A 12,578-nucleotide genomic window follows, 5' to 3' on the forward strand; every position below is an offset into this window, starting at 1 on the left:
GGTTGCGCTTTAGCGGGGCGAGGACCAGCCCTTGTAGCTGCCCACGTTGTCGCGCGTGACCAGGGTCGAAGGCAGCAGGGTCATCGGGTTGGCGGGCGTTTTGCCATTCATGATTCCGTAGCCGATGCCCACCGCCGTTTGAGCCATCGCCCAGGGATCCTGGCTCGCGGAAGCCTGGACCAGGGTGTCGCTCTTGAGCGCGGTCTCGATGTCGGGCGCGCCGTCGACGGAGGTGATCACGATGTTCTTGCGTTGCAACTGCTTGGCCGCGAGATCGCTGCCCACGGCCTGCGGGTCGTTGATCGTGAAGACCGCATCGATTTTCGGAAACCGGGTGAGGTAACCCTGCATCGCGTTCATGCCGCCTTCCCGGGAGCCCTTGGCATCCTGATCGTCCGACAGGACCTTGATGCCAGCCTCCTTGGCGAGCACCGATTTGCAGCCCTTCACACGATCGACCACGGCCGAGACCGACGGACCGTTTTCGATAACGACATTGCCGTGCCCGCTGAGTTTTTTGGCGATATAGCCGCACGAGAGTTCGCCAGCCTGGAAGTTGTTGGTCTGCACCGTGGCGTTCGCGCCTGCAGCTGCCACGTCGACTGCGACCACCACGATGCCGGCGGCCTGGGCCTTCTTCACCGCAGGCTCGATCGCTTTCGGGTCTGCTGCGTTGATCAGGATCATGTCGACGTGAGCCGAGATGAAGTTGTCGATCTGCGTAAACTGCTTGTTCAGATCATAGTCGGCAGACACCGACGTGACCTTGGCATTGGGGTTGATCTGCTTTGCCTTGGCCTCCGCACCCTTGACGATCGTGACGAAGTACGGGTTGCCGAGCGAGCCGACGGTAATCCCGATTGACTTGAGGGGCTTGTCGGCTGCCTGCGCCGCCGTCATGGCGAAACCGAGCCCAAGGGCGACGCTGGCCAGAACGGCTTTCTGCTTGAACATTTTCGTTGTCTCCAGGTTGGTCCGTGATGTGATCGGGCGCAAGGGGACCGGCTTGCGCCCGTACGCCGTCGAGGCGAAGGGAGTGCGTGCTTCTGAGGAATGCGGCAGATGCGTGCGTCAGGTACGGGCGGATCCGCGCTGGCGATAGCGGTCGAGGGCCACGGCGCCGATGATCACCAGCCCTTTGATGATGTATTGCCAGATATCCGATACGCCGAGCAGGACGAGCCCGTTGGTCAGTACCGCGATGATCAGCGCGCCGATCAAGGTGCCGACGATCGATCCCACGCCGCCGACAAAGCTGGTGCCGCCGAGAATCACTGCGGCGATCGCGTCGAGTTCGTATGACTGCCCCATCTGCAGGCCATTGGCGGCGTACAGGCGGGCTGCGGACATCACCGCACCGAGTCCGGCCAGCAACCCGGACATCGCGTAGACGAACATCTCGATGCCCCAGACCTTGATACCCGAGAGGCGTGCGGCTTCAGGGTTGCCACCGACCGAATAGATTCTCAATCCGAGTACGGTGCGGCGCAGGATGAACCAGGACAGCGCCACCACCGCGATGGCGATCACCACCAGCCATGGGATGCCGAAAACCGAGCCATTGCCGATGAAGGCAAATGGCAGTTGCGGATTGAAGATGGTCGTATCGCTGCCCATTAGCCGTGCGACGCCACGCACCGCGGTCAGTGCGCCGAGCGTGACGATGAAGGGCGGCAGCCTGAGAAGGGCAATCAGTCCGCCGTTGACGGCACCGAAGCCGAGCCCGACGAGCAGCGCGACCGGGATGCCGAGCCAGCCCCAGTGAGGGATATTCGATGCGAGCATAGCCGCTACTGCCGCAGCGGCCAGTACCGAACCTACCGACAGATCGATGCCACCCGTCAGAATGACGAAGGTCATGCCGGCTGCGAGGACGATGTTGATCGACGCCTGCTGCGTGATGATCGACAGATTCTGCAAGCTGAAAAACGTGTCGGTCATGATGCCGAAGCCGACGCATAGCAGCAGCAGGACCGGCAGCATGCCCGCGGTACGCATCAGCGTCTGCACCCGCTTCCGGCGATCGACCGGCGGTTGCTGCAATACCGGGCGATGTGCCGGATCGACCGGTGCGGTGGCAACGTCTTGTTGTCTGGTTGAGTCAAGCATATCGTTCTCCTAAATTCGTGCAATGCTTTGTTTCGCGAGGCCGCCTGCTGCGGGTTACGCAGCTTCGCCCAGTGCGGTGCGCGAGGCCGTGGCCAGTTCGATGATGGCTTCCTGACTGATGGACTTGCCGGTGTATCCGCCCAGCTCGCCCGCGATCTCGCCTTCGCGCATCACCAGCACGCGGTCGGCTACACCGATGATTTCAGGAAGCTCGCTCGATATGACGATGACACCTACGCCGGACTTCGCCAGCTCGTTGATGATCCGGTAGATCTCCGATTTCGCACCGATGTCGACGCCACGCGTCGGTTCGTCGAGGATGAGCACACGCGGACGCGTTTCCAGCAGCCGGGACAGCAGCACCTTTTGCTGGTTGCCGCCCGACAGCGAGCCCACGTTGACCTTCGGGTGCGCGACGCGGATCGACAGTGCGTGTATGGCATCCCGCGCCCGCTCGGCGCCGCGCGCGAGATTGAGAACGCCAAGCCGGGCATCGCGGCCACATACGGACATATTGATGTTGTCACGCACACTCATGTCGAGAAAGAGGCCTTGCCGCTTGCGATCTTCCGTCAGGTAGACGAGGCCCGCGTCGATCGCATCGCGCGGCGTGCGCAGTGCAAGCGTGCGCCCGTCGATTGCCACTTCGCCGCGCAAGCGCGGCTCGGCACCGAAAATCAGTCTCGCCAGTTCGGTACGGCCGGCGCCGACCAGCCCTGCGATGCCGAGTACTTCGCCCGCGTGAAGCTCGAGGCTGCAGCCGCGCACCCGGCAACCATCGGCCATGTCGCGCACCGACAGCACGGACTTGCCCGGGTCGTACGGCGAGTGCTGCTTCCTGTAGAAGCCGGAAATGTCGCGGCCGACCATCATCTTCACCAGGCTCTCCGCAGAGAGCTCGGCGCGCTCGAGTGTGCCGACATACGAACCGTCGCGCAGCACAGAGACGCGATCTGAGAGCTCGTAGATTTCGGCCATTCGATGGCTGATATAGATGATCGCGAGCCCTTCGGCGCGCAACTGACGGATCAGCTGGAACAGGCGGTCCGTTTCGCGCGACGACAGCGGTGTGGTCGGTTCATCCATCACGAGAATACGTGCGCGGGTATGAACGGCCCGTGCAATTTCCACGAGTTGCTGCTCGGCGATCGACAGTTCTCCCACAAGCGTTTGTGGCCGGAAGCCTGCGCCCAGCCGGGCGAGCACCTCTTCGCAACTGCGTTCCATCGCTGCGCGGTCGACAACGCCCCAACGGCGGCCGCCCTTGCGCAATTCACGACCCGCATGGATGTTTTCGGCGACCGTCAGGTTCGGCGCGAGACTCAGCTCCTGGTAGATCACTGCAATGCCGAGTTCCTTCGCTGCAAGCGGTCCGTCGATGACCACCGCCTTGCCGTCGATGAGGATTTCTCCGCCCGGGTCGGCCTGGTAGGCGCCGGAAAGGATTTTCATCAGCGTGGACTTGCCGGCGCCGTTTTCGCCCATCAGCGCATGCACTTCGCCGGGATAAACGGTGAGACGCACGTTGTCGAGCGCACGGACGCCTGGAAAGGTCTTGCTGATGCCGCGCATCTCCAGCAATGCGGGCGTGGATTCAGAACGGGGCATGGTTCACCTCTTGCATTTCAGCGCCGGCACCCCTGAGAATTCCTGCGCGCGGCGAAAAATTAAAAAACATCGGCAGGGTGGCGGCGCCGATCGCGCCGGCATCGGGCCCGAACGTACCGCGCATGAGTTCCGGAGTGCCACGAGCTTCCGGCGCGCCAAGCGCCAGAGCGGTACGCAGGCGTTTCATCAGTGTGTCGATCAGCCCGGCGTCCACATCGGCGTCGAGGATGACCACCGGAACATCGAGCACGCACAGCATGGAACGCAGGGCAGGGGCGAGCGCTTCAATGCAATCGTCTATCCACTCGTCGACGGCTGCCGGCTGGCGCGCGACGCAGGCTTCGAGATCGGCGCGTGTCTCGATCGATTCGCCGCGATAGCGCAGATGTCGTGCGAGCGCATTGAGCGACGCACGTGCAAGCAGGATGTCCCATTGCCCGGTCGGCTGGGGAGCCGACGGCAGGCGGCTGGGCGGCACCGGCATAACGCCGATATCGCCTGCATTACCGCCTACGCCACGCAGACAGTCGCCGTCGACGGCGATGCCGCCGCCGATTGCCGGCCCGAGAAACAGATAGATGAAGTCGTCAGATTGACGGCCGCGGCCGTAAAACAGTTCGGCAATGGCTGCGGCGTTGCCGTCGTTCTCGCTGAATACCGGCAACGAGAGTGCATGCCCGAGTTCGCTGGCGAAATCCACCTCGTCCCAGGCGCGGAAGGTCTGAGCCGGCAGGCCGAGTTCGCGCAGCCAGCAGCCAAGGTTAAAGGGTTGCGCGACGCCGATGCCAGCCAGTCGTTCGCGCTCACGCGGCGAAAGGCGTTGCAGTATGTCCCGGATGTCGCCCGTCACGATGCTCAGCACCTTGTCAGGATGGGGCAGAACCATATCGTGCCCGCTGCGGGCCAGCACCTCGCCGGCGAAGTTCACCAGCACGGTTTCGATGCTGGTCCGGTCTAGCCGTACGCCGATGCCGAAAGCGCCCCGGGGAGCCAACTGGATCAGGGAGGCGGGCTGGCCGCGCTGGCCCTCGACGCGGCGGCCGGTGAATTCGATCAGGCCGGCCGTGCCGAGTGAGCTGACGATGGTGCCCACCGCCGTGCCTGTCAGGTTGGCCTGACGGGCCAGATCGGCCTTCGATGCCGGCTGCGTGCGCCGCAGCGCCTGCAACAGCAGCCGCTCGTTGTAACGGCGTACGTTAGCCGAGTTGCTGCCGCGGCCGACATGGGGATGCCTCACGAGTCTCCTCCAGACCGGGTGACGTCCCCGGATGATTAAATAAATCAGGTGGATTTATTTAATCATCCGGCAGGATGCTGGGGAATAAGGGTTTGTACGAGGAGTGGCCGGAAAGAACCGAAGCGGGGCGTTTCTGCGGAGGCTGACAACCGCGTGCGGTGTCGCATGCCTGCTTGACGAAAGCATCCTACATTCGCTATCCAGAACCGAGTGAACGAGAAAGGTTGCCTGTGGCGGAAACGTTCCGATCGACGGCGGACCACTTCTCGGGTTCAGCAACGGGCCGGGTTCGGCCAAAGGAGACGTTCGACGTTGCGCTGAAGATCGTCGACCTGATACAGCGCTCGAATGTCAGATGCCGATAGACGGTCCGCCGATCTGCTGCATCACTGTGCGCAACGCGACATGGGCGCTATCGAGCGGTCGGCTTCCCTTGCGGGCGAGGTTGACCGCAGGTGCCATCCAGGGGTGGGCGAACGCGACAACGGTTGCGCCTGCTTCATACGCTTCATCCGCCGATGCTGCGATAGCAGCGAAGCATTTGTCGATGTCGTTATCTTTGAATAGCGCCCACACCCGCGCAACGTGGATGACGTCTACTGACGTAGCAATGCCGCTCGCGTGCTGCGCGAAAAGTCGTCTGGTCGACTCGATGGCAGACTCAACAGCACACAACACGGCGATTTTGCCGCCAACTTTCCCTGCCGCAGCGGCCAACGCGGCATCTGCTCTCACAATAGGAATTGGCGGACTTTCAATTTCTTCGACAGCAGGCCCAAGCGTAGCGCAAGTCAGGATGACGGCGTCTGAGTCGGCCGCCAGACCCAGAAGGCAACGATTTGTCTGCGCCCTCAAGTCGGCTGAAAACGTCTCCGCATGTTGGACGGCCTCACGGAGATCCGACCGTACTTCGTGGCGGAGATCGTCGACCCGCAAGCCAAGGTTTTTGGCCGCGTCCTCGAATATACGTCTGTTGCCATCGATCGTGTGCAAAAGCGATATGCGCATCACCAGTTACCTTCGTTAGATTGCTCATCTCAGTTTCGTCGCTTCCGCGACCGCGGTCGAGCCCGTTGACTCACAGGTATTGTTTCAACGTCGCGCCCGCCTAACAAGGCAACTTCTCCTACCGGTATGTTTGGTACCTCCCTTGACTCATAGCTATCCAAAACCCGCCGACAATGGGAGTGTAAATGGCCGTTTCCGGGCGCGTGAGTGTGCGCTCCAGGTCGGTTTATAGCGGTCGCGCGTTAAGTCGATCGGGCGGTCCGCGTGACACTGGAGTAGGCCGAGTGCGGCAAGATACGGACTCTGGAATCTGGTCCGTGGATCGTTGACAATATGACGCAACTTTGAAAAACAATGGATCCGGGGAACGCTGAAATCAGCATGAAATCTACCTTCGAACAAAAGTCTACGCTTCCGGTAAGCGCTGCCGAAGTGTGGCGCCGCGTGACGACACCGGAAGGTATTAACGACGAGTTGTTTCCGTGGTTGCGGATGACGATTCCAGGTGGATTGCGGGGCAAGGCAATCGACCAATTGCCGTGTGGACAGTACCTTGGCCGAAGCTGGTTCCTCGCGCTAGGTGTGCTCCCAGTGGATTTTGACGACATAACCCTGGCTGAGGTGGGACCGGATTACAGGTTTAAGGAAACGTCGCGCATGCTTGGGATACGAGTGTGGGTGCATGAACGGACGATCCGTGACATAAGCGGCGGAAGCGAGGTGCATGATCGACTGACGTTCGAATTGCGCCGGCCGGGTGCATGGATACCGGGGTGGCGGCACGCTACGATGGGTATGTTGAAGTTTCTTTTTCGACATCGCCATGCGCGATTGATCCGATGGGCGGCGATTGGCGATCGCTAGAATGTTTCTCTTGGCCGTTGGGATAGCGGATGGTGAACCCTGCAGACGGATGCCGGCCAACAGGAAAACTTTAAGACCGCATCGGATCGGTCTGATGCGATCGTCATTCGTCTCAGTGCGGCCATGAAGCGACGATCCCGAAGTTAGTTCGATTGTCTGCTTATTGATCTCTTAGGAACACTCCCGTCTTAGCCAACAAGCGCTTCTGCGTTACGTCCCTGAGCCGCATGCGCTCCGCTGGCGTAAGAAACGCCGCGCCGGCCCAGGCAAATTGCTCGACCGGCAGCATCGGGATCCACTAATGCTCAACACCCACACTTCCACTGCGGCTGCGTCAACGTCATCCCGTGCAGCCCCTTGTACGCGGCGACCGGGGGTGAGGTCCATCCCTCCAGCATCTGCGGAGCGAGCCGGTAGATCTCGATGCCGAGCGGACGGCATACCTCCAGCGGATCGCGCGCGTCCGGCCCCCACATCGGCAACGACAGATCGCCGCCCGGGCAGGTAGACAGCGCACACAGCAGGTCGATTTCCGCGAAGAACTCGAGGTAATCACCCTTCTTCGCGGGGCATGCCTTCATGAAGTACTTGTCTTCGAGATTCAGCCCGGTGCACTGGAACACGTTCAGCACGTCGTGCACGTCGTATTCGGTCAAGCCATACGGAGCGATTGCGCGCGTCAGGTTCGAGTGGCAGTGGAAATGGAAATCCTCGCCAGTCAGCATGCGGTTCACGTACGGATCGCAACGCGTGCCGAGCAGGTCGTGAACGCGGCCGCCATGCTCGTCGACGCCGTAGTCGGCCAGGCTGTCGTCCGTGATGGTCACCATCGGACGCAGGAACGGCAGGGTCGACCACAGACGGTCGTAGGTGCTGACGTGCGCCTGTTGCAACTGGCGGGTGCGCGAGGCCCACATGCGCTCGCGCGGGTTGTGCTGGTTCCACATGTTCAGGTCGGCGACTTGCGGGCCTTCGATCGTCACAATCCGGAACACGTGACCGGCCGGCACGGTCCACGCCTGACCCGAACGGATCGGCACGACGATGGATTCGACTAGGGTGCGCGTATCGTGCTCAGAGGCAATGCGCTGATAAAACGCTTTGTCAGGGTCGAGGGCGGATCCCTTGGTGGACTGATAGGCGGCGGGGTAGTTCAACATGAGGGAGACTCCTTCATAAGACATGCGGACGGGCTACGCCTGCGACGCGCTGTAGCCCGTTTGGGCAGTGGCCGTTATCGGTGAATGAAATTGGAATGAGGGTGTAACGAATTAGAGGTAATCGAGCAGCGCGTGTTCCGATTGCTTCAGGTAATCAGCGAGTGCGACGCTGGCTTCTGCGGTGCGGCCGCTCGCGATCAACTCCAGAATCTGCTGATCCTTCGCTATCCAGGGACGCTGGAAGCGCCGCTCGTCAGGGGCGGAGGCGAACACGAGACGCAGTTGCGCCAGAATCGTTGTGAAGAACGTGTCGAACAGCGGGCTGCCGAGCAGTTGCACGATGCGCCGGTGAAACAGCAGGCTGTAGGTGCCGACGCTGCGCCAGTCGCCTTCGTCCGCCGCCGCTTGCGCGTGCACGACTGCGTCGCGCATTGCTGCGATTTCATCTTCCTCGATCGGATCCTCGCGCAAGAGGGCTTGCAGTTCGAGCGTGCGTCGTACCCGGTAGATGTCACGCACATCGTGGCGCGTCAGGGTACGCACAATCACGCCGCGATGCCGGTAATGCACCGCGAGCCCTTCGCGGCACAAAAGACGCAGCGCTTCCCGCAGCGTGTTGCGCGAGACGTCGTGCGCCTGGGTGAGATCGTTCTCGATGAGTGCGGTGCCCGGCGGCAATTTGCCTTCGATGATCTGGTCGCGGATCGCCGACAGGATCCTGTCCGTGACTGATTGCTCGGGCTCTTGGCCAGTGAGGGCGGTAACAGTTGAGTGCGAGGTGGGCATACGGTGTTTTATGCAAGATGGACGTCTTTGAGGAAGCTGGCGATCCGCGAAGTCTTGTCGAGGGTCGCCAGTTCGTGCGGCGGCGCGTCGCTCACGATCGTGCCCGCTTCCATGAACACGATACGGTCTGAAATACGGAACGCAAAGTTGATTTCGTGTGTGACGATGATCATGGTCATGCCTTCCCGGGCGAGTTCCTCAATGACCTTCAGTACTTCGTTGACCAGTTCCGGATCGAGCGCCGAGGTCGGTTCGTCGAACAGGACAATCGACGGCTGCATCGCCAGTGCCCGCGCAATCGCGACGCGCTGCTGCTGACCGCCGGACAACTGATGCGGATACTTGTTCGCGTGCGCGGCCATGCCTACCTTCGCCAGCAAGCGCATGCCGGATTCGTCGAGCGGGGCTCCGTTCAGACGCCCGTGATAGCGGGGCGCGAGCGTCACATTCTGCAGCACCGTCTTATGCGGAAACAGGTTGAAGCTCTGAAACACCATGCCGATATCGAGGATGCCGCGCATGTACTGCGCATGCGGCACCTTGCCATGCCTCGCGCGTGGCGGCCACAGGAACGCCTCGTCATGCAGGCGCACTTCGCCGCCGTCGAGCGTCTCGAGGCCATTCAGCGTGCGGATCAGCGAAGTCTTGCCCGAACCCGACGGGCCGATGATCGACACCACTTCTCCTGCGCGCACGGTCAAGTCGATCCCCTTGAGCACTTCATGATCGCCGTAGCGCTTGTGGATGCCGAGGGCTTCCAGCGCACGCGCCGCGCTGCTGGCTCGCGTCGTGCGAACGCCGTTCGCTGCGTGCACGGGCCGTGGTGTTTCCACAGGAATGAAGGCGGCCGCAGCCTGCGTGCGGCGCGTGACATCGAGGTGCTTCTCGAGCATCTTCAACGCATGGCCGAATACGGTGACGATCAGCACATAGTAGAACGAGACGGCCAGCATCGTCTCGAGCACCTTGAAGTTCTGCGTGTACAGGCGTTCGCCGACCAGCAGGATTTCTGCCAGCGAAATGACGGACACGAGCGACGTCAGCTTGACGATCGTAATGTACTCATTGATGAGTGCGGGCAACGCGATGCGAAACGCCTGCGGCAGCACGATCAGCCGTTGCAGGCCGACGAAGCGGATGCCGAGCGCCTTGCCCGCTTCGAGCTGGCCCTTCTGGAGCGACAGCAGGCCGCCACGATGAATCTCGGCGATGTAGGCCGCTTCGCTGATCGAGAGCGCCAGCAGGCCGGCCCAGAACGGGTCGGACAACACGCCGCCCGTGCTGGGCAGCACCTGCGGCAGGTTATAGACGAAGATCAGCAGTACCAGCAGCGGCAGGCTGCGAAAGAGCCAGATGTAGGTGCTGCATGCCACGCGTAGCGGCATGAACGCAGACTGTTTACCGAGTGCAAGTGCGAAACCCGCGACAATGCCGATCAGCCAGGTCGCGGCGCTCAGTTCGACCACGAGCCAGGTGGCTTTCCAGAAGGCGGCGTCGAACAAAAGCGAAGCTGTGTAGTGCCAGTCGAATACCATGTGCTTCCCCTCACGGCGCGCAGCCACGAGGGCACGGGAGAGTGCCCGGCCTCAGGCTGCGCGCGCTACGTGCAGTTAGTTCAATGCCGTACCGAGCGCCTGGGCGATGTCATTGCCGGTTGGCTCGGCGACGTTGTACTGCTTGAGTAGTGCCTGGTATTCGCCCGCCTGCTTCATCGACGCAAACGCGGTCTTCAACTGGGCGAGCAGCGCGTCATTGCCTTTCTTGACGCCGAGGCCGATGACGACCGGATAGAGCGGGGTCGCTGACGTAATCGTCACGCGTCCGCCGAGCTTGTTGACGGTCATCTGCGCGACGGCCGAGTCTTCGAATTGCGCGTCGACGGCGCGCGACAGGACGGCCTGGGCCGCTTCCGGCGAAGTCTCGAACTCGCGCACGTCGATCGCGCCGCGGCCGGCAGGAGCACAGACCTGCTTCGACACATTGTTGAGTTTCGGAATCCACGATGCGCCCTTGATCGAGCTAACGCGCTTGCCGCACAGATCCTCTGGCGTCTTCGGTGCGAAACCGGAGTGGCTCATGGCGAGCAGCGAGCCGCCGGTCTTCAGGTAGGGCACGAAGTCGATCTGTTTCGCGCGCTCCGGCGTCACATAGAGCGCCGACGCGATCACGTCGAAGCGGTTCGCGTTGACGCCGAGGATCAGGTTGGCGAAGCGCGTATCGACGAAGCCGGGCTGGAGCTTCAGGTGCCCGGCGAGCTTCGTCATGAACGCGGGATCGAAGCCGGCAGGATCCGCGTCCTGCATGTAGTCGTAGGGCGGATACGTCAGATCCGCGCCGATCGTCAGCTTGCCGGGCGCGACGGTCGGCGCGCCGCTCGAGGCGAACACATGAGACGCGGCGCACAGCGCGAGCGCGGCGACGCACTTCGCGACGCGCGGTAGGGAGGACAGGACAGGTTTCAGATCAAGGTGGGCTTTCATGGAGTTCTCACTCGTCCGGGTGGTGACAATATACATTGTTGAACAATTAAAAAAATATTGTTCAACAATAATTCCATGCTTAAGCATTACGCGTGCCAAGGGGGTAGCGAGATTGGTGAGCCTCCTGTGATGCGGGTCTGGCGCGGCTGCGCGGGAGACGCAGCCTGGTCTTCGAGGGAGGCGCGGCCATCGTCGACGCACCAGTTCCGGGCACCTACATGCGCGTGCAACTGGCGAACGCGTTCAGGAACGGTGCATTTCGTTGCGAAGAAACGGAGCGTGCGCCTGAACGCTTGCGACCACGGTTCTCAAAGGATCGCGCCGGGATGCGGGCGCGCGAGCCGTTGGAAGACCAGTGCTTTGCGCAAGTCGCGACAGGGCGCTGTCCAATGGCCGCCAGAACGATATCGAATGACTGAACACCGTTCGCCAACGTCGGGTTTGTGGGTCTCAGCGGACATGTTTCCCCACAGCGTGACTGGCGGGTTTGGGTCGACTTCAGTCCTCCGCTTTTTCCGAGAGCAGTCATTCGACGGGCTGCAATCGGATGTGACGCCATTGACCGCGATGGCCGATGACCGGCCGGACATGATCCGAGCACGAAGATCCGTTGTCTGGACGAAACCAAAGTTCGAATGTCCGTGTCGTCGGTAGATGACTGGTCTGCGCCTGTTGGCGATAAGTAACATTCGATCCGTGCCCATCGTTTGACTGACTGGGGCGGCTGCCCCGCAGGGGCGGTGCCTCCTTACTGCTGGTGGGCCGCCGGGACAGGCACTTTCACCACATGGGTAGGATTATGGGTGCCGCGCCGCACGCCGTCGCAATTGGAGCAATTGCAGTTCCGTTGTGAAAAGCCGCCGCCTGCCGATGAGCCGAGTACCGTGATCTTCATGTTGCCCGGCGCGCGTGGCGCATGCCCACATACAAAAGCCCTTGCGTAGTGCACGCGGCGTAAAGCGTAACCCGCCTCAAGGCACATGCACGCGACGCGGAGCTAAACGAGATGAAGGAAGCCGGTCGCCTGGCGCTGCCGCGATGGCGGTTCGGTCGTTGAGCGACGAAACCGGCGGTGTTCGCAGCGCCGGCCAGGCAGGCAAACCGGATTGGCGAAAAGTATTCGCAAAGCCGCCATTCGCGGCTCAAGCGGGCTTAACGCGTGGCGATATACATCGTGATTTCGAAACCGAAACGCATATCGGTGTAGCCAGGCGTTGTCCATTAAGCGGACGATGTCGCATTCGCATGACGAATACCATGGCGAACCGGTTCGGCATCCTCATCGAGTGCAAGAGACCGACGCGGAATCTGGCGTGCCAAGTGAGG

At 61.7% G+C, this 12,578-nt stretch carries 10 protein-coding genes and 2 pseudogenes; 1 reads left to right on the forward strand and 11 read right to left on the reverse strand.

Translation table 11 applies throughout. The features are described from left to right. Nucleotides 1-9: 9 nt before the first annotated feature. The 5 genes from WN982_RS23595 to WN982_RS23615 form a co-directional block, all read right to left on the reverse strand. Complete coding sequence (locus tag WN982_RS23595) at nt 10-954, reverse strand: ABC transporter substrate-binding protein (protein ID WP_341318085.1); 945 nt, start codon at nt 952-954, stop codon at nt 10-12. A 117-nt stretch (nt 955-1,071) separates the two neighbouring features. Next, entirely contained in the window at nt 1,072-2,109 is a 1,038-nt protein-coding gene (locus tag WN982_RS23600; RefSeq protein WP_341318086.1) for a ribose ABC transporter permease, read from the reverse strand. A gap of 54 nt (nt 2,110-2,163) precedes the next feature. Beyond that, a complete protein-coding gene (locus WN982_RS23605) occupies nt 2,164-3,717 on the reverse strand; it encodes a sugar ABC transporter ATP-binding protein (RefSeq protein ID WP_341318087.1) in 1,554 nt (517 codons plus the stop codon). Beyond that, nucleotides 3,704-4,954, reverse strand: a complete 1,251-nt coding sequence (locus WN982_RS23610) for an ROK family protein (RefSeq protein ID WP_341318088.1) — start codon at nt 4,952-4,954, stop codon at nt 3,704-3,706. Before WN982_RS23610 ends, WN982_RS23605 begins: the two co-directional genes overlap by 14 nt. Nucleotides 4,955-5,305: 351 nt before the next feature. Next, nucleotides 5,306-5,962, reverse strand: coding sequence for an arylsulfatase (locus WN982_RS23615; protein WP_341318089.1), 657 nt, complete (start codon nt 5,960-5,962; stop codon nt 5,306-5,308). Between the two features lie 381 nt (nt 5,963-6,343). Here WN982_RS23615 and WN982_RS23620 point away from each other — a divergent pair, with 381 nt between their 5' ends. Continuing rightward, the gene (locus WN982_RS23620) at nt 6,344-6,826 is read left to right on the forward strand and encodes a hypothetical protein (protein ID WP_341318090.1); all 483 of its coding nucleotides are present in this window, start codon (nt 6,344-6,346) and stop codon (nt 6,824-6,826) included. Nucleotides 6,827-7,131: 305 nt separating this feature from the next. Here the strand turns inward: WN982_RS23620 and WN982_RS23625 are convergent, their stop codons facing one another. The 6 genes and pseudogenes from WN982_RS23625 to pqqA form a co-directional block, all read right to left on the reverse strand. Further along, on the reverse strand, nt 7,132-7,986 hold the full coding sequence (locus WN982_RS23625; protein WP_341318091.1) for a DUF1989 domain-containing protein: 855 nt from the start codon (nt 7,984-7,986) through the stop codon (nt 7,132-7,134). Nucleotides 7,987-8,097: 111 nt separating this feature from the next. After that, a complete protein-coding gene (locus WN982_RS23630; RefSeq protein WP_341318092.1) occupies nt 8,098-8,772 on the reverse strand; it encodes a GntR family transcriptional regulator in 675 nt (224 codons plus the stop codon). Between the two features lie 8 nt (nt 8,773-8,780). Further along, nucleotides 8,781-10,307: an amino acid ABC transporter permease/ATP-binding protein gene (locus WN982_RS23635; RefSeq protein ID WP_341318093.1), complete on the reverse strand. Its 1,527-nt coding sequence runs from the start codon at nt 10,305-10,307 to the stop codon at nt 8,781-8,783. Between the two features lie 75 nt (nt 10,308-10,382). Continuing rightward, nucleotides 10,383-11,252 (reverse strand): transporter substrate-binding domain-containing protein, encoded by an 870-nt coding sequence (locus WN982_RS23640; RefSeq protein WP_341318094.1) that lies wholly within the window; start codon nt 11,250-11,252, stop codon nt 10,383-10,385. Between the two features lie 802 nt (nt 11,253-12,054). Further along, nucleotides 12,055-12,147, reverse strand: a pseudogene (locus tag WN982_RS23645) (pyrroloquinoline quinone biosynthesis protein B); the annotation flags it as partial. Nucleotides 12,148-12,404: 257 nt separating this feature from the next. After that, nucleotides 12,405-12,473 (reverse strand): annotated as a pseudogene (gene pqqA / locus WN982_RS23650) (pyrroloquinoline quinone precursor peptide PqqA); the annotation flags it as partial. Between the last annotated feature and the right edge of the window lie 105 nt (nt 12,474-12,578).

It is taken from the genome of Paraburkholderia sp. IMGN_8 (assembly GCF_038050405.1).
Classification (GTDB): domain Bacteria; phylum Pseudomonadota; class Gammaproteobacteria; order Burkholderiales; family Burkholderiaceae; genus Paraburkholderia.